This window comes from Streptococcus oralis subsp. dentisani, from assembly GCF_007475365.1.
Lineage (GTDB): Bacteria > Bacillota > Bacilli > Lactobacillales > Streptococcaceae > Streptococcus > Streptococcus mitis_AX.
In genome coordinates, this window is the sequence record NZ_CP034442.1 from 1,561,193 (window position 1) to 1,584,779 (window position 23,587).

Annotated in this window: 19 protein-coding genes; 12 read left to right on the plus strand and 7 right to left on the minus strand. The window is 41.7% G+C overall.

Annotated elements, in window-relative coordinates:
- The first annotated feature begins 12 nt into the window (after positions 1-12).
- The 5 genes from EJF26_RS07895 (at position 13) to EJF26_RS07915 (ending at position 4,487) form a co-directional block, all read left to right on the plus strand.
- Positions 13-747, plus strand: coding sequence for a DUF3169 family protein (locus EJF26_RS07895; RefSeq protein ID WP_025168967.1), 735 nt, complete (start codon positions 13-15; stop codon positions 745-747).
- A 9-nt stretch (positions 748-756) separates the two neighbouring features.
- Positions 757-1,398, plus strand: a complete 642-nt coding sequence (locus EJF26_RS07900; RefSeq protein ID WP_000771223.1) for a CPBP family intramembrane glutamic endopeptidase — start codon at positions 757-759, stop codon at positions 1,396-1,398.
- A gap of 17 nt (positions 1,399-1,415) precedes the next feature.
- On the plus strand, positions 1,416-1,646 hold the full coding sequence (locus EJF26_RS07905) for a hypothetical protein (protein ID WP_000832191.1): 231 nt from the start codon (positions 1,416-1,418) through the stop codon (positions 1,644-1,646).
- Positions 1,647-1,804: 158 nt separating this feature from the next.
- On the plus strand, positions 1,805-3,568 hold the full coding sequence (gene aspS / locus EJF26_RS07910; protein ID WP_000830910.1) for an aspartate--tRNA ligase: 1,764 nt from the start codon (positions 1,805-1,807) through the stop codon (positions 3,566-3,568).
- Entirely contained in the window at positions 3,546-4,487 is a 942-nt protein-coding gene (locus EJF26_RS07915; protein WP_000806305.1) for a YitT family protein, read from the plus strand. The genes aspS and EJF26_RS07915 overlap by 23 nt, the downstream gene beginning before the upstream one ends.
- Before the next feature lie 144 nt (positions 4,488-4,631).
- Here the strand turns inward: EJF26_RS07915 and EJF26_RS07920 are convergent, their stop codons facing one another.
- From EJF26_RS07920 to EJF26_RS07940, 5 genes are all read right to left on the minus strand, one after another.
- Entirely contained in the window at positions 4,632-5,618 is a 987-nt protein-coding gene (locus EJF26_RS07920; RefSeq protein WP_001145433.1) for a LacI family DNA-binding transcriptional regulator, read from the minus strand.
- A 9-nt stretch (positions 5,619-5,627) separates the two neighbouring features.
- Positions 5,628-6,428: a DUF1189 domain-containing protein gene (locus EJF26_RS07925; RefSeq protein ID WP_000938261.1), complete on the minus strand. Its 801-nt coding sequence runs from the start codon at positions 6,426-6,428 to the stop codon at positions 5,628-5,630.
- A gap of 179 nt (positions 6,429-6,607) precedes the next feature.
- Positions 6,608-7,450, minus strand: a complete 843-nt coding sequence (locus EJF26_RS07930) for a sugar ABC transporter permease (protein WP_001065640.1) — start codon at positions 7,448-7,450, stop codon at positions 6,608-6,610.
- Between the two features lies 1 nt (position 7,451).
- A complete protein-coding gene (locus tag EJF26_RS07935) occupies positions 7,452-8,744 on the minus strand; it encodes a sugar ABC transporter permease (protein ID WP_000414943.1) in 1,293 nt (430 codons plus the stop codon).
- A gap of 124 nt (positions 8,745-8,868) precedes the next feature.
- Entirely contained in the window at positions 8,869-10,137 is a 1,269-nt protein-coding gene (locus tag EJF26_RS07940) for an extracellular solute-binding protein (RefSeq protein ID WP_000095451.1), read from the minus strand.
- Positions 10,138-10,613: 476 nt separating this feature from the next.
- On the opposite strand from EJF26_RS07940, the gene malQ reads away from it, so the two are divergent.
- A complete protein-coding gene (malQ, locus tag EJF26_RS07945; RefSeq protein ID WP_000747310.1) occupies positions 10,614-12,131 on the plus strand; it encodes a 4-alpha-glucanotransferase in 1,518 nt (505 codons plus the stop codon).
- A 24-nt stretch (positions 12,132-12,155) separates the two neighbouring features.
- Positions 12,156-14,414: a glycogen/starch/alpha-glucan family phosphorylase gene (glgP, locus tag EJF26_RS07950; RefSeq protein WP_000937160.1), complete on the plus strand. Its 2,259-nt coding sequence runs from the start codon at positions 12,156-12,158 to the stop codon at positions 14,412-14,414.
- Between the two features lie 62 nt (positions 14,415-14,476).
- Here the strand turns inward: glgP and EJF26_RS07955 are convergent, their stop codons facing one another.
- Positions 14,477-15,325, minus strand: a complete 849-nt coding sequence (locus tag EJF26_RS07955; protein ID WP_001095528.1) for a putative RNA methyltransferase — start codon at positions 15,323-15,325, stop codon at positions 14,477-14,479.
- 151 nt (positions 15,326-15,476) lie between these two features.
- On the opposite strand from EJF26_RS07955, the gene EJF26_RS07960 reads away from it, so the two are divergent.
- Both EJF26_RS07960 and EJF26_RS07965 read left to right on the plus strand, forming a co-directional pair.
- Positions 15,477-15,755, plus strand: a complete 279-nt coding sequence (locus EJF26_RS07960; protein ID WP_000910908.1) for a DUF6110 family protein — start codon at positions 15,477-15,479, stop codon at positions 15,753-15,755.
- Position 15,756: 1 nt separating this feature from the next.
- Positions 15,757-17,817: a heavy metal translocating P-type ATPase gene (locus tag EJF26_RS07965; RefSeq protein ID WP_000008811.1), complete on the plus strand. Its 2,061-nt coding sequence runs from the start codon at positions 15,757-15,759 to the stop codon at positions 17,815-17,817.
- 77 nt (positions 17,818-17,894) lie between these two features.
- Here EJF26_RS07965 and tyrS read toward each other — a convergent pair whose 3' ends face one another.
- Positions 17,895-19,151, minus strand: a complete 1,257-nt coding sequence (tyrS, locus tag EJF26_RS07970; protein WP_000546904.1) for a tyrosine--tRNA ligase — start codon at positions 19,149-19,151, stop codon at positions 17,895-17,897.
- A gap of 140 nt (positions 19,152-19,291) precedes the next feature.
- Between tyrS and pbp1b the strand changes: the two genes are divergently transcribed.
- The 3 genes from pbp1b (at position 19,292) to dapD (ending at position 23,528) form a co-directional block, all read left to right on the plus strand.
- Entirely contained in the window at positions 19,292-21,754 is a 2,463-nt protein-coding gene (gene pbp1b, locus EJF26_RS07975; protein ID WP_000745802.1) for a penicillin-binding protein PBP1B, read from the plus strand.
- Between the two features lie 81 nt (positions 21,755-21,835).
- On the plus strand, positions 21,836-22,744 hold the full coding sequence (locus EJF26_RS07980) for a DMT family transporter (RefSeq protein WP_001046350.1): 909 nt from the start codon (positions 21,836-21,838) through the stop codon (positions 22,742-22,744).
- Between the two features lie 85 nt (positions 22,745-22,829).
- Positions 22,830-23,528: a 2,3,4,5-tetrahydropyridine-2,6-dicarboxylate N-acetyltransferase gene (gene dapD, locus EJF26_RS07985; RefSeq protein WP_000127441.1), complete on the plus strand. Its 699-nt coding sequence runs from the start codon at positions 22,830-22,832 to the stop codon at positions 23,526-23,528.
- Positions 23,529-23,587: the final 59 nt, after the last annotated feature.

Below are 23,587 nucleotides of genomic sequence, written 5' to 3' on the forward strand. Positions count from 1 at the left end.
GAAAGGATGAATATGAAAAAGAAACGTGGATTGTTATTTTTAGCGGCTGTTGTCTTGGGAGGTTTCTTGGGCAGTTTTGCAGGGATGTTTAAGACACGTGCCGAATCCCATGGAACTATTTTAGATGTAAAGATCTTGATACCATGGATATCAGCTATTTGTTTACTGTTAGGTTTTATTAGCATTCTTTTGACTTTCAATTTCTTAAAGAAAAGTAGAAAGTTTCACTCCTTGTATCAAGAGGAAATGGATGATGATCTGAATGAAACCTATTATGTGCAAATGTATCGTAATCTTGAGTTTGGAACCATCGCTTTTAATATAACAGGCGTAGCGATTTTATTGTCTCTCTTCATTTCAGGAAGTGAAGTAATTGTACTAAATGTAAGCCATCTAACATTATCTCTTTCTTTTTTGGCATTAGTGATGGTTTTCAGTGCTCAAAAATATCTCTATAAAACAATTGCAATCGTTCGTCAGTTTGATTTGGAATTCTTCTCTACACCAAAGGATGTTTTGGACTATATAAATTCTTATGATGAAGGGGAGCGTCAGGCTAATTTGGAACAGAGTTTTCGGGTTTTATTCCAATTAAATCAGTATGTTTTGCCAGGTCTCTACTTTCTGATTGATCTTTTTTCTTTACTGACAGGAGAGATTCAGTTACTAGCCTTCTTGCTCGTAGGAACTATCCATATTTACATCAATGTGATGCAGTTACCTATGGTAAAACGCTATTTCAAATAGGAGGCCCATATGAAATTACTTAAAAATCTTGGCTGGTTTCTTCTAGCTGTTCTATCCTTTTTCTTTGGCTATGGTCTGGTTCAGAGCATGGCTCTGTCAGCTCTTGGACTAGGAGCTTCAATCTTTGGAGTCTTACCACTTTATATCGTCCTGTCAGGGGTCTATGTTTATGGAGTTTACAGATGGTATCAGACAGAAAAGATTAGCATCCAGACGACGGCTTTCAATCGTTATATCTGGTTGCCAACCCTGGTTTTGCTAGTGGCGATTGCAGCCCAGTTCTATTTGCCAGATGATCCGTCGGTCAATCAACAAATCGTATCACAATTGACAGTTGCTCAGCCTGTATTTGGTTTCTTTATGGTGGTGGTCTTTGCTCCTCTGACGGAAGAACTCATTTTTAGAGGGATGTTGGCGCGCTATCTCTTTCCTAAACAGAATAACAACAAACAGACAGCTCTGTTTCTCCTCGTATCAAGTGTGCTTTTTGCCTTGATTCACTTTCCAGGGACTTTGCAACAGTTTTTAGTTTATGCTAGTCTGGGATTGAGTTTGAGTCTGGCTTATGTAAGTCGAAAAGGTCTTCTTTACAGCATTTCTTTACATGCCTTGAATAATTTAGTCGGCTTTTTGATGATACTCATGCTATAATAGAGTCAGGAGGTCACATGAAACGAGTAATTTTATTAGCAGTGATACAGGCAGTCGTTCTCTTCTTTATCATTGGGGGACTTGCCTATGCCTTTAAAGGCGATTTCTTTTACAACTATCTAGCAGTTGTCTTTGCGCCTATTGCAGGTGTCTTGCGTTTTGCTTCGGCTTATGCGACGGAGATTGTTCTGCCAAAAAAAGCGGCTGAAATCGCGGAAAAACGTAAAGAAGGTCAAGAATCAAAATAAGAAAATCCGATGGTGTCTTCATCGGATTTTTTGATGTTGTCACGATTTTTTAGCTCTTCGTTTTGATTTTTGTAGACAATCAAACTTTTCTGATGATTTTCATGAAGTGCCTGCTCTTTTATGGTAAAATAGTAACAGAATACAAGAGGAGAGAAAACATGAAACGTAGTATGTATGCTGGTCGTGTTCGTGAGGAACACATCGGACAAGAAATGACCTTGAAAGGCTGGGTTGCCCGTCGTCGTGACTTGGGTGGTTTGATCTTTATCGACCTTCGTGACCGTGAAGGGATCATGCAGTTGGTTATCAACCCTGAAAAAGTATCTGCAGAGGTCATGGCAACGGCTGAAAGTCTTCGTAGCGAATTTGTCATTGAGGTAACTGGACAAGTTGCTGCGCGTGAGCAAGCCAATGATAAATTGCCGACTGGTGCGGTTGAGTTGAACGTGACAGCTCTTACTGTGCTTAATACAGCCAAAACAACACCTTTTGAGATTAAAGATGGGATTGAGGCCAATGACGATACACGTTTGCGTTACCGTTACCTTGACCTTCGTCGTCCAGAGATGTTGGAAAACCTCAAACTTCGTGCTAAAGTAACGCACTCTATCCGCAACTACTTGGATGAGTTGGAATTTATCGATGTGGAAACACCCTTCCTTTCTAAGTCTACACCAGAAGGGGCGCGTGACTATTTGGTGCCATCTCGTGTCAATAAAGGGCATTTCTACGCGCTTCCTCAAAGTCCACAGATCACCAAGCAGCTCTTGATGAATGCTGGTTTTGACCGTTACTACCAAATCGTCAAATGTTTCCGTGACGAAGATTTGCGTGGAGATCGTCAGCCCGAGTTTACTCAGGTCGACTTGGAAACTTCATTCCTTACGGAGCAAGAAATCCAAGATATCACAGAAGGCTTGATTGCACGTGTCATGAAGGAAACAAAAGGGATTGAAGTGACGCTTCCATTCCCTCGTATGAAGTACGATGATGCTATGGCTCTTTACGGCTCTGATAAACCAGATACCCGTTTTGACATGTTGCTTCAGGACTTGACAGAAGTGGTCAAAGGTGTTGACTTCAAAGTCTTTTCAGAAGCACCAGCAGTTAAAGCCATTGTCGTCAAAGGCGCTGCAGACAACTACTCACGTAAAGACATCGATAAGATGACAGAAGTAGCCAAGCAGTACGGTGCTAAGGGTCTTGCTTGGGTCAAGGTTGTTGATGGAGAATTGAGCGGACCAGTTGCTAAGTTTTTGACTGGCATTCAAGCAGAATTGACAGCAACGCTTGGTCTTGAAGACAAGGACTTGATTCTCTTTGTAGCGGATACGCTTGAAGTGACGAATGCAACCCTTGGCGCCCTTCGTGGTCGTATTGCCAAAGAACTTGGCTTGATTGATAACGCTAAATTTAACTTCCTTTGGGTTGTTGACTGGCCGATGTTTGAATGGTCTGAAGAAGAAGGCCGCTACATGAGTGCCCACCATCCATTCACTCTTCCTCAGGAAGAGACAGCTCACGAATTAGAGGGTGAATTGGCCAATGTTCGTGCCATTGCTTATGACATCGTTTTAAATGGTTATGAGCTGGGTGGTGGTAGCCTTCGTATCAACCAAAAAGACCTCCAAGAACGCATGTTCAAGGCTCTTGGTTTCTCAGCTGAGGAAGCCAATGACCAGTTTGGTTTCCTATTGGAAGCCATGGACTATGGATTCCCACCACACGGAGGTTTGGCTATCGGGCTTGACCGCTTTGTGATGCTCTTGGCAGGAGAAGAAAACATCCGTGAAGTCATTGCTTTTCCTAAGAACAACAAGGCGACGGATCCAATGTCGCAAGCCCCATCAACAGTAGCGCTCAAGCAACTAGAAGAACTCAATCTACAAGTAGAACAAGATGAAACAAGCGAAACGAACTAAGCGGTGGCGCTATTATCTGCGCCGCTTTGCTTATCAGATAAAGATGCTACGTGTGTTGCAAAGCATCTCTAAGGAAAAATATGATGAGAAGATTTCTGCTTCTCTAGTATACGGTTTTCTATCAGCAGTTGCCGTCAATTTCTTTTTCCAACCAGGGCATGTTTATTCGAGTGGTGCGACAGGTTTGGCGCAAATTATCTCCAGTTTGAGTACTCACTGGTTTGATTTCCATTTACCCGTATCCGCAACCTTTTATGCCATTAATATCCCACTGATGATTTTGGCTTGGTATCAGATTGGACATAAATTTACTGTCTTTACCTTTATCACGGTATCCATGAGTTCCCTTTTTATCCAGTTTGTGCCCGTTGTGACGCTGACAGAGGATCCCATTATCAATGCTCTCTTTGGGGGTGTTGTCATGGGCTTGGGAATCGGCTTTGCTTTGCGCAATAGTATTTCCAGTGGAGGTACAGATATTGTCAGCCTGACCATTCGCAAGAAAACGGGGAAAAATGTCGGCAGTATTTCCTTCTTGGTCAATGGGACCATCATGTTGATTGCTGGGTTGACCTTTGGTTGGAAATACGCCCTCTACTCCATGATTACCATTTTTGTATCCAGTCGTGTGACAGATGCAGTCTTTACCAAGCAAAAACGGATGCAGGCCATGATTGTGACCAGTAATCCTGACAAGGTAATCGAAAAGATCCATAAAAAATTGCACCGAGGCGCTACCATGATCCACGATGCAGAAGGAACCTATAATCATGAGAGAAAAGCAGTCTTGATTACTGTTATCACACGAGCAGAGTTTAATGACTTTAAACACATCATGAAACAAGTTGATCCGACAGCCTTCGTCTCTGTATCCGAAAATGTCCACATCCTAGGACGATTTGTAGAAACAGACAATTAATACTCTTCGAAAATCTCTTCAAACCACGTCAGCTTTTATCTGCAACCTCAAAGCTATGCTTTGAGCAACCTGCCGTTAGCTTCCTAGTTTGCTCTTTGATTTTCATTGAGTATAATGACCAAAAAAACCAGCACGAGCTGGTTTTTATTTTTCGATAATTTTGTGGGCAATCAACTGACGGTAACAAATCTGTCTATTATTTTTCGTGTCATTGATAATCTGTAAAATCGTTTCAAATGATGTTCGTCCAAGTTCAAGACTGTTGATGTCGACATAGGCTACTAGGTCGAGTCGAGGATTGACAGAGTCGAAACTCAAGACGGGAACATTTAATTGGTGTTTACTGATGTAGTCGCAAACCCCCTCAGCTAGAAGGCTGTCGGTTGTGATGATGGCATCAATCTGCGGATCGTGCTTAAATAGGAGTTTGCTGAATTGATACCCTTTTTCTTCTAGAAATTCATTTGCAAAGTAAGTCAGGTTAGTATCAATCGAAAGTTGGTGTTGTTTGAGTGCCAATTCGTAACCTTTTAGACGGTCTTGTGTAACGAAAAGTTTCTTGGTTCCTCCGATAAAGGCAATTCTGCTACAGCCCTTTTTGATGAAATACTCAGTTGCATCAAAACCGGCTTGGACATTGTCATTGTCGACAAGTGGGATAAAGGGTGAGAGGGATTTTCCAAGGATGAGGAAAGGGAACTGTTCTTCCGCTACGAGCTTCACTAGTGGATCTTCTTCCTGAGCGTAGAGGAAGATTAGACCATCGACACGTTTCCCATAGACCATTTGAGAAATGGCATTGAGACGCTCCTTCTCATCTTTACCAGTTGCGATCTGAATAGCATAGTGGTTTTCAGATGCGACTTGGGCGATTCCTCGTAGGACAGATGGGAAGAAAGGATTTTGGTAGAAGGCATCCGAGTCGTCAGGCAATACCAAACCAATAACTTGAGTATAGCTGCTAACTAGGCTACGAGCATTGAGATTGGGATGGTAGTTGAGTTCCTTCATTGCCTTGCGAACTCGTTTTTTGGTTTCATCACTAATCGTTGATTTGTTTTGAATAACGCGGGTTACGGTTGAAGGTGAGACACCTGCAGCCTTGGCCACATCTTTAATCGTAACGGGCATAAAAATCTCCTATTTATGATAATCTGGATCGCGGTAATGTGTTTTATAAAAGATGGTGACCAGATAAAGAACAAAAAGAATGTTTTGTACAGTGATAAGGGTTGTTATATTTTGGCCAAAAAGTCCCAAAACAAGCGTAATCAAAGTTGGCAATCCTAAACAGTTCAAGATAAAATGGTAGCACTCTTTAAAGCTCCTAAATGAAAAGAGGCGTGATTTTTTGGTAATATAAAGGAGAAGACTAGCTCCAAGAGAGACAATGAAGAAATTCAATCCAAAGAGGAAGCTAGCACCAAGGACGAGAAAGAGACTGATATAGACACGGTTCTGTTGGTACCAGTCTTTAGAAATAGCTTGGGTTAAAGCTTCCTTACTCTGGAAACTCTCCGTTTGAATGGCGTGGTAGCGAATACGAGTCAGTTCCTTGCTTTCCTTGCTGATGATGAGTTCTTCAGTATCAAAATGAAGTTGCAAATCCTTTGGCAATTCCTTGCTTGGGCTCGGACCAATCAGAAGAGAAGCTTGCTGATTTTTAGTTCCAGCATAGCTCAGTTTTCCATCTACTATCTGCGCATTCTCTGACAAGTCCATGATAGCTTCATCTGTCAGGGGTGTGTAGACATTATCGATAAACGTATCCAATGGATACGTTTCCTGTGAGCTGTTTTGAATGGCAATTGGAACCATAGACAAGCTGATGAGGAAAATGCTAGTAAAGAGGAGTTGAAACCAGTTGAGTCCGAAACGTTTTGACAGGGGCTTACGAAATCCCCAGATACTAGTAAAATACGAGAATGGATATGGAAGCATAGGCATCTTTCTAAAAGTGTTTTCTATATGAGTTTTATTATATAGAGAAATGTACTTTATTTCAAGTCTAGCAAATCAATTCCTTATTGAAAGATGATTTCAATAAGATTTGTAGAAGTATGTCTAATCTTGTAGCTTTAGCAATAAGCTCCAAAATGAAAAAGGGTGGCGGGGATAGATTATCCCTTGTCGCCACCACTTGTAAGTCCTGAAACAAAGTTCTTTTGTAGGAAGAAGAAGAGAATACAGATTGGAAGGGCGATGAGGATAGCACCTGCTGAGAAGTAGGCGATCTTCATGTTTTTCACATTGCTAACGAAGGTTTGGAGACCAACGGCAACAGTAAAGTATTCTTTCTCACGAAGCAAGAAACTAGAGAGAATGTAGTCTCCGAAAGGTCCCATGAAGGCCCATAGAGCTTGTACAGCCACCATTGGGCGAACGAGTGGGAGAACAATTTGCCAGAAGCGGCGGAAGTGTCCAGCCCCATCTAGTTTTGCAGATTCGTCTAGAGACATTGGCACAGTATCGAAGTAGCCTTTCATGAGCCAAGCATTCATCGGAATACCTCCACCGACGTAGAGGAAGATAAGGAACCAGCTATGGTTAAGGGCGTTCAACATAAGAGCCATAACGAAGAAGGCTGTCAAAGCGGCCATAGTTGGCACCATTTGGATGATCAAGAAGAAGACCAAACTTTGCTTACGAGCCAAGAAGTTGTAACGACTGTAGGCGTAACCTGCAAGTACGATGATACTTGTTTGAACAGCCATTGTGATAAAGGCAATAATCAAAGTATTAAGGTACCAAGTGCCATACAAGGTTTCGGTGAAGAGCCCTTTAAAGTTATCAAAATTGAAGTCGATGTTAGTATCTAGTTTAAAGGCTGCGACGTTACCTGCTTTGAAGGCGGACATGATGGTGATCAAAAGTGGGTAGATGATCACGATTGATAGGCCAATCAAGTAGAGGTAAGTGAGGGTTTGAGTCAGTCTACGTTTGAGTTTGATTGAGTTATTCATCTTAGACGTCCTCCATATCAAATGCGTGTAGTTTCTTGAATGCGACCATAGAGATAGAGATGACAATGATTGAGATAATCAAGGTAACAGCTGCCGCCATAGAGTATTGAGGAGATGTACCTGTTGTCAAACGGTAAATCCATGAGATCAAGATATCAGTTGAACCGGCTCCGCCTCCAACAGTACCAGGACCTCCACCATTAAAGAGGTACATGATAGAGAAGTTGTTAAAGTTGAAGGTGTATTGGCTGATCAATGTTGGAGCTGCAACAGCTAAAATCATAGGGAAAGTGATGTTGCGGAATTTTTGCCAAGCATTAGCACCATCGATGTAAGCCGCTTCGTAGAGGTCGTTAGGAATAGACTGCAAGATACCCAAGGTCAAAACGTAGATGTATGGGAATCCTAGCCAGCCTTGCATCATAATCAAGGCAACCTTAGTCCAAGTTGGATTTGTTTTCCAAGGGATAAGAGCTCCATCTAGGAAAGGAAGGACTTTAGACAAAAGAGGCAAGACTTGGGTGTTGATGGCACCGACACTATCATTAAACATGTTTGAGAATGTCAAGATAGTGATGAAGGCTGGAACAGCCCAAGGAAGAAGGAAAATAACACCGAAGATACGTTTTCCTTTGATAAATGGTTGGTTGGCAATGATTGCTGTAAATATACCAATGACAATCTGCAAGGTAGAAGCAGCCAAGGCCCAAATAATGGTCCAAGAAAGAACAGAACCAAAGGCTGAACGGAAGGTACTCAAACTCCAGATGTTCGTAAAATTGGTCAAACCAACCCAGTCCAACAATTTGTTTGGTGGCAAGTGTTGGAAGTCGTAGTTGGTAAAGGCAATCATCAAGGTTACGATAACAGGGAAGATAATCGCAAAGGTCATCGCTACATACGATGGGATGATTAAAAGGTATGGGAATCCATTCTCATAAATTCCTTTAATCATGTCCTTGAAGGTACGAGCCACAGGAATACCGTTATTGATACGTTTAGCAGTCGTATGTGCATCCTTGATATTAAAGATGTAAAAGAGCAAGTAAACGACAACAAAGATAGAATGGAAGGCACCACGAATCAGCATGAAAAGTGAATTATCACGACCAGGTTTCACACCAAGTGTGATCAAATTGCTCAATTCAGGGCTTGCAAGTGTTAGAAAATACAGAACAAATAGAACAGTAACACCAAGAAAAATAAATCCTTTAGCTTTTTGTTTGTTATAAATTTGTCCTAAACCAGGAATGATTGACAGCAAGGCTGCTTTGCGAGGCTGTTGTTTTTCCATGATTACTCCTTTCATAGGATGCGAGATAAAACTCGGGTTCAATCGCAAGATACGCACATCTGATGAGAAGCGCATCTATACATTCAAAGGGGGATTTCACTTCCACCCCCCTTGAACAAATCAATTATTCACCAAATTTTTGTTTGATTGTTTCTTTGATCAATGTTACAGCATCGTTAGCAGCTGTTTTCGCATCTTTTTTACCACTTACAGCTTCAAAGAGCATTGTTTTAGCTGGGTCCCAAACAGCTGACATTTGTGAGATGTTTGGCATTGGTTGAGCGTTCTTGAACTGTTCGATAACAGCTGTTGTCAACTCATCTTTTTTACCTTCAGCATAAGTACGAGCTTCTGTGTTAGCTGGGATTTCGTTGGTTGCATCGTAGAAGGCTTTTTGTTGTTCAGTTGATACAAGGAAGTCTACAAATTTTTGAGCAGCTTCAAGGTTCTTAGTGCTTGATGGAATGATCCAAGCTTTACCACCACCGAATGTTTCGTAGTTTTTACCGTTTGGAAGAGTTGGGATAGTCGCAACACCGTAGTTTACTTTAGCATCTTTGAATGCTTGAGCTTTCCAAGGTCCATCGATGATAGCAGCAGTTTTACCTTCTTGGAATTGAGTTTGAATTAAGTTTGGAGCTCCTTCAGTATCTTGCATACCTTTAGGCCATTTTTCGTACCAAGATTTAGCGTAGTTGATAGCTGTAATTGCACCTTCGTTTGCAAGTCCGATGTCTTTAGGATCTTTACCGTTTTGGCCGAATACGTAAGCACCGTTACCAGCAAGAAGTCCATATGAGTAGTAGAAGTTTGTCCAGTCAGCAAGGAAGGCAGTTGTTTTACCATCTTCACCAGCGAAAGCGTATTTGCTGTCTTTAGCAAGGTTTTCTAAATCAGCAAAAGTTTTAGGAGCTTCTTTTAGTAAGTCTTTATTGTAGTACAAAACGAGTGATTCGATAACGGCTGGAGCACCATACACTTTACCACCGACAGTTACAAGAGATTTTGTTTTATCGTCTGTTTTCGCTCCGTCACTAAGAGTAACTTCAGAAAGTTGTCCGTCAGTACCAAGGCTACCTACACGGTCGTATGGAGCCATCATAACGTCAGCAGCTTTACCAGATTGGTTGTCAAGTGAAAGGTTGTCAAGACCACCCATTTGGTCTCCTGTTTTGATAGTAACTTTTACACCTGCTTCTTTTTCATAAGCTTTTGCAGCTGATTCAGCAAAGGCTTTATATTGGTCTTCAACATAGAAAGTGAGTTCTTTTGCTTCTGAAGAGCTAGTATCAGCCGCTTTATCAGCAGATTTGCTTCCGCAAGCTACCAAGAGCAAGCTAGCAAGAGTAGCAGTTCCGAGCACAGCAGCGCTCTTCATGAATTTAGATGACATAGTGTATTCCTCCTAAAGAATAACAAAAATAATTTAATGAGAAAACGCAAACGTTTTCTTTTATGTGCCTAGTATAGCACAAACGGAAAACGGTTGCAAGTATTTTTAGAAAAAAATTTAAAAAAATTTTAAGGTTTCGGGATTGAGAAATTGCTTCTAATAGGAAGAAAGTTCCCTAAACACTGATTTTCTTATTTTGTGAGAATTATAGGGAAACGATTGCGTAAATTTAGCTCGATTTTTCAGAAAATAGAGCAGATGTTTGGAATGAATTATCTTAAATCAGAAAATTTTTAAAAAATTTTTCGCTCATTTCATAAAATATCAATGGGAACAAGTTTTGGTTGATTAAAATAATTCAAAAAAATTTTTTAAAAACGCTTGCATTTGTGTTTAAAATGCGCTATACTTAACTTAACGCAAACGTTTGCGCCTTGATTGCGCAACGTTTTATAACAAACACATGAGGTGCTATTATGAAAAAACGTCAAAGTGGTGTGTTGATGCACATCTCTTCTCTACCAGGAGCATACGGAATTGGATCATTTGGTCAGACTGCCTATGATTTCGTTGATTTCTTGGTTCGTACGAAGCAACGTTACTGGCAAATCCTCCCTCTTGGGACAACAAGCTATGGAGATTCTCCATACCAATCATTCTCAGCCTTTGCTGGAAATACACATTTTATTGACCTTGACATCTTGGTAGAGCAAGGTTTGTTGGAAGCTAACGATCTTGAAGGTGTTGACTTTGGTAGTGATGCATCTGAAGTTGACTATGCGAAGATTTACTACGCACGTCGTCCGCTTTTAGAAAAAGCAGTTAAACGCTTCTTGGAAGTGGGTGATGTCAAAGATTTTGAGAAATTTGCTCAAGACAACCAATCATGGCTTGAACTCTTTGCAGAGTATATGGCGATTAAAGAGCATTTTGACAATCTTGCTTGGACAGAATGGCCAGATGCAGATGCTCGTGCTCGTAAAGCTTCTGCGCTTGAAAGCTACCGTGAGAAATTGGCAGACAAGTTGGTTTACCACCGTGTGACTCAATACTTCTTCTTCCAACAATGGTTGAAATTGAAAGCCTACGCTAACGATAACCACATCGAAATTGTTGGAGACATGCCTATCTACGTAGCGGAAGATTCAAGCGACATGTGGGCAAATCCACACCTCTTCAAGACAGATGCCAATGGTAAAGCAACTTGCATCGCAGGATGCCCACCAGATGAGTTTTCTGCCACTGGTCAGCTTTGGGGGAACCCAATCTATGACTGGGAAGCAATGGACAAAGACGGTTACAAATGGTGGGTTGAACGCTTGCGTGAAAGCTTTAAGATCTATGACATCGTTCGTATCGACCATTTCCGTGGTTTCGAATCTTACTGGGAAATTCCTGCTGGTTCCGATACAGCAGCACCTGGTAAATGGGTGAAAGGTCCAGGCTACAAACTCTTCGCAGCTGTTAAAGAAGAACTTGGTGACTTAAACATCATCGCAGAAGACCTTGGTTTCATGACAGATGAAGTCATCGAGTTACGTGAACGCACTGGCTTCCCAGGAATGAAGATTCTTCAATTCGCCTTCAACCCAGAAGACGAAAGCATCGATAGCCCACACTTGGCACCTGCCAACTCTGTTATGTACACAGGAACACACGATAACAATACGGTCCTTGGTTGGTACCGTAATGAGATCGACGATCCAACTCGTGAATACATGGCTCGTTACACGAACCGTAAAGAGTACGAAACAGTTCCACACGCAATGCTTCGCACAGTATTTTCATCCGTTAGCTTCATGGCTATTGCAACCATGCAAGACTTGCTAGAACTAGATGAGTCAGCTCGTATGAACTTCCCATCTACCCTTGGTGGAAACTGGTCATGGCGTATGACAGCAGATCAATTGACACCAGCTGTTGAAGAAACTTTGCTTGACTTGACTACAATTTATCGCCGAATCAATGAAAATTTGGTAGAATTAAAGAAATAAGACAATATCAGGAGACACATAAACATGTTACCATTAAACGAATTTGTACAAAAGCGTTACAATAAAACCATTGCAGAATGTAGCAATGAAGAGCTTTACCTTGCTCTTCTCAACTACAGCAAGCTTGCTAGCAGCCAAAAACCAGTCAACACTGGTAAGAAAAAAGTTTACTACATCTCAGCTGAGTTCTTGATCGGTAAACTCTTGTCAAACAATTTGATCAACCTTGGTCTTTACGACGATGTGAAAAAAGAACTTGCTGCTGCAGGTAAAGAGTTGATCGAAATCGAAGAAGTAGAATTGGAACCATCACTTGGTAACGGTGGTTTGGGACGTTTGGCAGCCTGCTTTATCGACTCAATCGCTACACTTGGTTTGAATGGTGATGGTGTTGGATTGAACTACCACTTCGGTCTTTTCCAACAAGTTCTTAAAAACAACCAACAAGAAACAATTCCTAATGCTTGGTTGACAGAGCAAAACTGGTTGGTTCGCTCAAGCCGTAGCTACCAAGTGCCATTTGCACACTTCACATTGACATCTACCCTTTACGATATTGATGTACCTGGTTACAAGACAGCTACTAAAAACCGCTTGCGTTTGTTTGACTTGGATTCAGTTGATTCTTCTATCATCGAAGATGGTATCAACTTTGACAAGACAGATATCGCTCGCAACTTGACTCTCTTCCTTTACCCAGACGACAGCGACAAGCAAGGTGAATTGCTCCGTATCTTCCAACAATACTTCATGGTTTCAAACGGTGCGCAATTGATCATCGACGAAGCAATCGAAAAAGGAAGCAACTTGCATGACCTTGCGGACTACGCAGTTGTACAAATCAACGATACTCACCCATCAATGGTGATCCCTGAATTGATCCGCCTCTTGACTGCGCGTGGTATCGAGCTTGATGAAGCAATCTCTATCGTTCGTAGCATGACTGCCTACACTAACCACACAATCCTTGCTGAAGCCCTTGAAAAATGGCCTCTTGAATTCTTGGAAGAAGTGGTTCCTCATTTGGTACCAATCATCGAAGAATTGGACCGTCGTGTGAAGGCAGAATACAAAGATCCAGCTGTTCAAATCATCGATGAGAGCGGACGTGTCCACATGGCTCACATGGATATCCACTACGGATACAGCGTAAACGGGGTTGCGGCTCTCCACACTGAGATTTTGAAAAACTCAGAGTTGAAAGCTTTCTACGACATCTACCCAGAAAAATTCAACAACAAAACAAACGGTATCACATTCCGTCGTTGGCTCATGCATGCTAACCCAAGCTTGTCTCACTACTTGGATGAGATTATTGGACATGGTTGGCACCATGAGGCGGATGAGCTTGAAAAACTCTTGTCATACGAAGACAAGGCCGCTGTTAAAGAAAAATTGGAAAGTATCAAGGCTCACAACAAACGTAAATTGGCTCGTCACTTGAAAGAACACCAAGGTGTGGAAATCAATACAAACTCTATCTTTGATATCCAAATCAAACGTCTTCACGAGTACAAACGCCAACAAATGAACGCTTTGTATGTGATCCACAAATACCTTGATATCAAGGCTGGTAACATCCCTGCTCGTCCAATCACAGTCTTCTTTGGTGGTAAAGCAGCACCTGCCTACACAATTGCCCAAGACATCATTCACTTGATCCTTTGCTTATCAGAAGTGATTGCTAACGATCCAGAAGTAGCTCCACACTTGCAAGTCGTCATGGTTGAAAACTACAACGTTACTGCAGCAAGCTTCCTTATCCCAGCATGTGACATCTCAGAACAAATCTCACTTGCTTCTAAAGAAGCTTCAGGTACTGGTAACATGAAATTCATGTTGAACGGAGCCTTGACTCTTGGTACTATGGACGGTGCTAACGTGGAAATCGCTGAGTTGGTTGGCGACGAAAACATCTACATCTTTGGTGAAGATTCAGAAACTGTTATCGACCTTTACGCAAAAGCAGCTTACAAATCAAGCGAATTCTACGCTCGTAAAGCTATCAAACCATTGGTTGACTTCATCGTGAGCGATGCTGTTCTTGCAGTAGGTAAGAAAGAACGCTTGGAACGTCTTTACAATGAATTGATCAACAAAGACTGGTTCATGACTCTTCTTGACTTGGAAGACTACATCAAAGTGAAAGAGCAAATGCTTGCTGACTACGAAGACCGCGACGCATGGTTGGATAAAGTCATCGTTAACATTGCCAAAGCAGGATTCTTCTCATCTGACCGTACAATCGCTCAGTACAACGAAGATATCTGGCACTTGAACTAATAATTACATAATTTAAACCCGTACCTTGAAGGTGCGGGTTTTATCTTATCTGAAAGTTTTAATTACTCTGCTTTCCCAACCAAAATCTCCGCTTCGATGGTAATCTCAGTCAACTGAGTCCAGTCAATCTTGGTCTGGTCGACGTGAAAGAGTAAGGGTGTCATGCTAAGCAAAGCTTGGCGTTGCTCTGCTGTGATAGGTTTTGTTAAGGAAGCAATCTGACTATATTGGATGCTGAAGTGTTCCTGGAAATGATTTTTGATATCTTGGTTAGAATAATCCTTGTTTGTCAGCTGCTCTTGCACCATTTGGCGGATTTCTTTGAGGTGATTTTCAGTCGGGATGACCTTAATCAAGGTACCGTCTTTGGATAAAACGCGACGGAATTCTCCATAGTTGGCAGGCGAGAAGATATCAAGCAAGATATCCATACTGGCATCTTCTATAGGAAGTCGGGCCAAGTCTCCAACGAACCAATTGACTGCCCAGTTGGGTTCGCTTTTGGCAGCGATTTGAACGGAATCTTTGGAAATATCAAAGGCATAGAAGGTTTTATCAGAGTGTTTCTCTTGGAGCTTGCGAGAGTAGAATCCTTCGCCACAGCCGATATCCAAAACTGTTTGGCTAGTTTTAGAAGTTGCAAGCAGGTCTGAGATGGTTTCTAAGATAGCCTGATAAAAGCCAGCTTCAAGGATTTGCTGGCGGTTTTGGAAGTTTTCTTTGTCGTAGTTGGCAGATTGCTTGATCTGAGGAGCCAAGTTGACATAGCCGAATTTTGCCAGGTCAAAAGAATGGCGGTTGCTACACTTGAGACTGCTCTCTACCAAGGTCAGATTTTCTTGACAGATAGGACAGGCAAAGGCAGTCGCAGAAGCAAAACGCTGGAGTTTGGGTTTGAGGTTTGTATTCATAGTTTAAGTGTATCAAAAGAGACAAGTGAAAGCAACTTCAGGAGTAAGTAGATGGGAGATTCAGTAGAAATAAAACTAATTCTTCAATTTATAAAATGAAATTGCTTTTATATCTAAATTGCTATATAATAATGATAAGGAGGAAATAAGTATGTTAAAAGAAGTACTAACCGTTGCAAAAGTTGCGAAAAAATCTTCATTATTTTTGGGTGGTGTCGCATTTGGTACCCTTGGTTTGAAAATCTTAGCAAGTAAGGAAGCTAAAAAAGGTTATTCTAAAGCTTTGGCTAAGGCTTACAAGTTTAAAGATGAGCTAGATGCATCTGTTTCTGTTGTGAAGCAACATGGAGACGATGTTTTGCAAGATGCTAAATATTTGTATGAGCAAGAGAAAAAAGAAGAGCAATTAGATAGCCTTATAGGAGAATAATATGTCTTTTAAAGTGCTATATAGAGGATATCAACATATCCGACTATCATCTTCTTTTTCACTCACCTTGGATATTCAAGACTATCTTCGTTCCTTGGCGAGAGATGAGAAGGGAATTGAGTCTATCCAGTTTTACATGGATCAACAGCACTTTACTCTACGCATAAAAGAAGGCTTTTCTGTATTAGATAATGCAGAAGCCTTTTTAAAAAGGATTGATAAGGGGAAAGTTTCTGAGTTGATGACTCTTCCCATTCGTAGAGAAGAGAGTGCTTATTCTATTGTTTCAGGTGCAGCGATTAAGCGTATACTTTTTCGTAGTTTTGTGCCGTATCCTATTCGCTATATATGGACTTGTTATCAGGCTTTTGGCTATATTAGAGAAGCTTATCAAACACTAGCGCGTAAGGAACTAACGATGGAGGTCCTGGACTGTTCGGCGATTTTATTGTCCTTGTTTATGAACCAATCCAAGACGGCTAGCAATATCATGTTTATGCTTGATTTGGGGAATCATTTAGATCAGTGGTCCTTGAAAAAAACTGCAACAGATTTAGAACAAAGCCTTCTTGCAAAAGAGAGCGATGTATTTCTAGTACAGGGGGATACGGTCGTTAGCATCAAGAGTTCCGATGTTCAAATAGGAGATGTCTTGGTCCTATCTCAAGGAAATGAAATTCTGTTTGATGGACAAGTAGTTTCAGGTTTAGGTATGGTCAACGAAAGTTCCTTGACGGGAGAGAGTTTTCCAGTTGAAAAAAGAGAGTCTGATTTGGTTTGTGCAAATACAGTATTAGAAACTGGAGAGTTGCGCATTCGTGTAACCGATAATCAGATGAACAGCCGGATTTTACAACTGATTGAGTTAATGAAGAAATCTGAAGAAAACAAGAAAACGAAACAACGCTATTTCATCAAGATGGCGGACAAGGTCGTCAAATATAATTTCTTGGGGGCTGGGCTGACTTACCTATTAACAGGTTCTTTTTCTAAGGCTATTTCTTTTCTATTGGTCGATTTCTCCTGTGCTTTGAAAATCTCTACTCCTGTAGCTTATTTAACAGCTATCAAGGAGGGGTTGAATCGTGAAATGGTGATTAAGGATGGGGATGTTCTGGAGAAATATCTGGAAGTTGATACTTTCTTGTTTGATAAGACAGGAACAATCACAACTAGCTATCCTATAGTTGAAAAGGTGTTACCTTTTGGGGACTATAGTGAGGAAGATATTCTCAGAATCAGTGCCTGTCTTGAGGAGCATATCTATCATCCAATCGCTAATGCAATTGTCAAGCAAGCTGAAATAGAAGGAATTGAACATGAGGAAATGCATGGGAAACTCCAATATATTGCAAGCAAGGGAATTAAGTCCCATATCGATGGCCAACCAGTTGTTATTGGGAATTATGTCTTGATGCAGGATGAGCAGATTCATATCAGTTCGGAACAAAATGCTTTAATTGAAGAGTATAAGAGCCACTACAATCTCTTATTCTTGGCATATCAGAATGAATTGATTGGAATGTTCTGCATCCATACTCCTTTGAGAAAAGAAGCAAAAGCAGCTTTGGAGAAACTTAAGGCACAAGGGAAAAAATTGATTCTGGCAACAGGGGATACCCTGGTTAGGACAGAGGAATTAGTAAAAGATTTGCCCTTTGATCAAGTCTATACAGACTTGAAACCTGATGGGAAGTTTGAGTTAGTAGAGAAACTGCAGAGAGCAGGTCACACTATTTTGATGGTTGGGGATGGATTGAATGACTCAGCTGCTCTAACCCTATCAGATATCGGTGTGGTGATGAATGAGAGTGCAGACATTTCTAAGCAAATGAGTGATATCTTATTGTTAGATAATCGCTTGGATTTCTTCCAAGAGTTGGATTTGCTATCATCATCTTTGCAAACACTTATCAAGAAGAATATTCAAGATACCGTTGTCGTAAATAGTAGTTTGATTGGCTTTGGCTTGTTTAATTGGCTCAGTCCTTCAAACCTCTCTATCCTACATAATCTAACAACCTTACGCATAGTCCTGCGTAGCCTGTCTATTAAGGGATAGGTGGGGACTATTCACAGCAAAAAGGAGTTACCTTTCTCGAGGGGAACTCCTTTGTTTATAGGTAAATGTTTAACAATTTAGTAAGTCAATACAAAGTATTTTTTCTTACCACGACGGATAACAGTGAGTTCGTTTTCGAGCTTGTCTGCGTCGCTCAAAACATAGTCAAGGTCTTGGATACGGTCACCGTTGACGTAGATAGCTCCGTTTTGAACATCTTCACGGGCTTGGCGTTTTGAGTTAACCACACCAGATGACACGAGCAGCTCCACGATATTGTGATTTTCATCTGCTTGTACTTGGTAGTTTGGCACTCCACGAAGTCCTTGTTTGAGTTCTTTGACAGAAAGGTTTTTGATGTTTCCAGCAAAGAGTTGCTCAGTGATATTGAGAGCTTCCTTGTAGGCATCTTCTCCGTGGACAAGAGTCACCACTTCACGAGCGAGGACTTTTTGAGCCAAGCGTTCGTGTGGAGCTGCTTCAAACTGCTTGCGGATATCTTCAATCTCATCGAGTGTCAAGAAAGTAAAGATCTTCAAGAAGCGAACAGCGTCAGCGTCCATCACGTTCATCCAGAATTGGTACATTTCGTATGGAGAAGTCTTTTCAGGGTTGAGCCAGACTGCGTTTCCTTCTGATTTACCAAATTTCTTACCAGTCGCATCTGTGATGAGGGGAACTGTGATAACGTGGCCTGTCTTATCAGCCTTACGACGAAGCAATTCGGTACCAGCGGTCATATTTCCCCACTGGTCAGAACCACCGATTTGAAGGGTTACGTTGTGGTCTTGGTTAAGGACATAGAAGTCATAACCTTGCATGATTTGGTAGGCAAACTCAGTGTAAGAAATTCCTGTTTCGATCCGTTTTTTTACAGACTCTTTACTCATCATGTAGTTGACAGTGAAGTATTTTCCGACATCACGAAGGAAGTCAATGAAGCTGATGCTGCCAAACCAGTCGTAGTTGTTGACCATGACAGCTTTATTTTCCCCATTTTCAAAGTCAAGAAAACGAGAAAGTTGTCCTTGGATAGACTTGACCCAGCCCTCTACTGTGTCTTTTGTTTGGAGACTACGCTCAGCATCTTTGAAGGACGGATCTCCAATGAGACCTGTAGCACCGCCAACGAGCGCATAAGGTTTGTGACCTGCTAGTTGCAAACGACGACTTGTCAAGATTGCGACAAGGTGACCTAGGTGAAGGCTGTCAGCAGTTGGATCGTAGCCAGTATAATAAGAAACTTGACCTTCTTCTAGGGCTTTACGCAAAGCTTCTTCATCAGTCGTTTGAAAAATCAAACCACGCTCTTTTAGCTCATCAAAAATGTGCATATGTCTTTTCTCCTTTTTAAAATATTGTTTCTACCTATTGTATCACAAACTTGGGCAATAGCCTAGTGGAATAGGGAAGAAAGTGGCTATTTTATTGAAAGTTTCCCTTTTATGGTATAATAAAGAAAGTGAGGACATTCATGAAAAAAAGAATTGATGAATTAAAAACAAAAATGCTGCATTTTTTCCAGCAACTATCTGTCAAATGGAAGAAAAAACAAGCAAGTAAAAAGATTAATAAGAAAGTGGCTTCTTCTGACAAAGTCAGAAGGGTTGGGTCTATTTTGGCTAAGGTTTTGAGTGGCTTTAAAGTAGTTTTCAACACCCTCTTTATCCTAGGCTTTATCGGTGGCATGTTTGGCGCTGGAGTGGCTATGGGCTATGGCGTTGCTCTATTTGACAAGGCCAAGGTACCTCAAGCAGAAGAGCTGGTCAAGCAAGTGAAGGATATTGCCTCTATCTCAGAAATCACTTATTCTGACGGGACTACCATCGCTTCGATTGAGGGCGATTTGTTGCGAACTTCAGTAGCTTCGGATGCTATATCAGATAATCTTAAAAAGGCTATCATTGCGACAGAGGACGAGCATTTCAATGAGCACAAGGGAGTTGTGCCTAAGGCCGTTATTCGTGCGACCTTGGGAACCTTTGTCGGTCTAGGGTCGTCCAGCGGTGGCTCAACTTTGACACAACAGGTCATCAAACAGCAGGTGGTTGGAGATGCTCCGACCTTGGCTCGTAAGGCGACAGAAATCATAGATGCTCTTGCCTTGGAGCGCGTCATGAGCAAGGACGAAATTCTGACAACCTATCTGAATATTGCTCCTTTTGGTCGCAATCATAAAGGTCAAAATATTGCAGGTGCTCAGCAAGCTGCAGAAGGAATTTTCGGTGTTAATGCTTCAGATTTGACGATACCTCAAGCTGCCTTTATCGCAGGTTTGCCACAGAGTCCGATCAGTTATTCTCCTTATGAATCTGACGGAAGTATGAAGAGTGATGAGGATATGGCTTTGGGAATCAAGCGTGCCAAGGATGTCCTCTACAATATGTACCGGACAGGTGCTCTGAGCCAGGAAGATTACGACAAGTACAAGGATTATGACTTCAAGCAAGACTTTCTACCATCGGGTAGTGTCAACGGAAGCTCACGCGACTATCTTTACTTTGCAACCTTGGCAGAAGCTACCGATCGGATGTATGATTATCTAGTTGAGAGAGATCATGTATCTGCCCAAGAACTAAAGAATGAGTCTATCCAGAAGGCTTACCGTGAGTTGGCAGCCAAGGAAATCGAAAACGGTGGTTATAAAATTACCACTACCATTAATAAAAAAGTTCATACAGCAATGCAAAATGCGGTTGCGACCTACGGATATCTGCTAGATGATTCGACAGGCCAGCCCGAAGTAGGGAATGTCCTCATGGACAACCAAACGGGAGCCATCCTTGGATTTGTTGGAGGTCGTAATTATCAAGAAAATCAGAACAATCATGCCATTGACACCAAACGTTCTCCAGCTTCAACCACTAAGCCTATACTGGCCTATGGTATCGCGATTGACCAAGGTTTGATGGGAAGTGCAAGTATCTTGTCTAACTATCCGACAAACTTTTCAAATGGTAATCCCATCATGTATGTCAATAGTCCTGGTACAGGGATGATGACCTTGGGAGAAGCTCTCAACTATTCATGGAATATCCCGGCCTACTGGACTTATCGTACGCTTCGAGAGAAGGGTGTTGATGTCAAGGGTTATATGGAAAAAATGGGTTATGAAATCCCAGAATATGGCATTGAAAGTTTACCGATGGGTGGAGGAATTGAGGTTACAGTTGCCCAGCATACCAATGGTTATCAGACCTTGGCTAATAATGGGGTCTACCACAAGAAACATATGATTTCCAAGATTGAATCGACGACTGGACAAGTGATTTATGAGCATAAAAGTCAATCTGTTCAAGTCTATTCAAAAGCGACAGCGACCATCATGCAGAGTTTGCTTCGCGAGGTGATCTCATCTCGAGTTACGTCAAGCTTTCAGACTGATTTGGCCTCTATCAATCCAAGTCTGGCTCGTGCTGACTGGATTGGAAAGACTGGTACGACCAATGAAGATGAAAATATGTGGCTCATGCTTTCTACGCCACGCTTGACTCTAGGGGGCTGGTTAGGTCACGATGACAACCGACCGCTAGCTAAGGGTGCAGGTCATTACCGCAATGCCAAATACATGGCTTACTTAGTCAATACTATCCAGCAAGCTGAACCTGGCATATGGGGGAATGAACGCTTTAGTCTAGACCCAAGTGTGACCAAGTCTCAAGTCCTCAAATCGACAGGAGAGAAACCTGGCAAGGTCACAATCAATGGCAAAGAAGTCAACGTTTCAGGTTTTACTGTAACGAGTTATTGGGCTACTAAAGAAGGGGCGCCAGTAACCACTTACCGCTTTGCCATCGGAGGGAGCGATGCCGATTATCAAAATGCTTGGAAGAACATTCTAGGAAGTTTACCGAGTCTCCCGACCCCAACTCTCCCAAGTTCAAGTGGTAGTTCGGGAACAAGCTCATCAACTCGCTCAAATCAATCAAATCGATAGAATAAAAAAGTAGCATGATTCATTCAATAATATTTTTTCATGCTACTTTTTTCTTTTTTCATTTCGTGTTACAATAGGAGAATGAATAAGTATCAAAAGAAGATTTTTAAGGGAACTCTATATTCACTGTTGTCAGGTCTGATTTGGGGAATTTGTGGTATTTTAGGAGAATATTTTTTCGCCCATTATCAGGTGTCGTCTGGCTGGATCACTTCCATGCGCTTGCTAGTGGCAGGGAGTTTGGTTTTAGTTTTATCAGCCTTTCAGTTACGCACCCAGTTATTGGATATCTGGCGGGACAAGAAAAATTATCTGCCTTTTTTAGCCTATGCTATTCTAGGTATTTTTTCTGTGCAGTTTTTCTTTTATCTCTGTGTTGAGTATTCCAATGCGACGACAGCAACGATTTTGCAATTTATCAGTCCAGTTTTTATCTTGTTTTACAATCGCATTGTCTACCAGAAGAAGGCTTCTATCACAGCCATTCTCTATGTTTTGATTGCCATGATAGGTGTTTTTTTGATGGCTACAAAAGGGGATTTATCCAAGCTATCAATGACACCTCTGGCTTTAGTGACAGGGCTACTCAGTGCTGTAGGGGTCATGTTCAACGTTATTCTGCCTCAGCGTTTTGCACGTGACTATGGTTTTGTGCCAACCGTTGGTTGGGGAATGTTGCTAGCAGGTGTTTTTAGCAATTTTCTTTATCCTATTCATCAGATTACCTTTCAACTTGATGTGACGAGCCTTTTGATTTGTTTTACTATTGCTGTGTTTGGAACGGCTTTTGCTTTTTTCCTTTCGATGAAGGCTGTGCTACTCGTCTCACCGTTAGTTGTGTCAGTTGTGAGTGCCAGTGAACCTTTATCTTCCGCATTGTTAAGTGTGCTATTTCTAGGTATGGTTTTGGATGGTTTTCTAGCTTTGGCTATGATTTTGATTATCGTTCCAATGGTTTTCTTGTCAATTGAGGAAACGAAGGAAAGGTAAAATGTTCTGTTCGAGTGCTTAAGGCTTCAAATTTGAAGCCTTTTTTGGTAGAATAGGTATCATTATAACGAACTAGGAGGCGCCTATGACTGCCACAAAAATGAATGCCCAAGAAATCATCCAATTTATCGCCAATGCTGAGAAGAAAACAAGTGTAAAGGTTACTTTTGAAGGGGAGCTGGCTTCTGAAGTTCCTAGCTCTGTTGTCAAACTAGGCAATGTCCTTTTTGGAGATTGGAAGGATATCGCTCCGCTTCTCGAAGGCTTGGTAGAAAATCAAGACTATGTTGTTGAGCAAGATGCTCGTAATTCGGCAGTTCCCTTGCTAGACAAACGTACTATCAACGCTCGTATCGAGCCAGGTGCTATTATCCGTGACCAAGTGGAAATTGGTGACAATGCTGTTATCATGATGGGAGCTGTTATCAATATCGGAGCAGAAATCGGTGCAGGAACCATGATCGATATGGGTGCTATCCTTGGTGGTCGTGCCATCGTTGGGAAGAACAGTCACGTTGGTGCAGGTGCAGTTTTGGCAGGTGTAATTGAGCCGGCCAGTGCCGATCCAGTCCGTGTCGGGGACAATGTTCTCATCGGAGCCAATGCAGTGGTCATCGAAGGAGTCCAAATCGGTAGTGGTTCAGTTGTCGCTGCAGGAGCTATCGTGACTCAAAATGTTCCAGAAAACGTTGTGGTAGCAGGTGTTCCGGCTCGTATTATCAAAGAAATCGACACCCAAACTCAACAAAAAACAGCGCTAGAAGATGCGCTTCGTACCTTGTAATTTGTAAAAGTAAAAAAGAGGCGGATACTTCTTCCAGCCTCTTTCTTCTATCAAAAGGA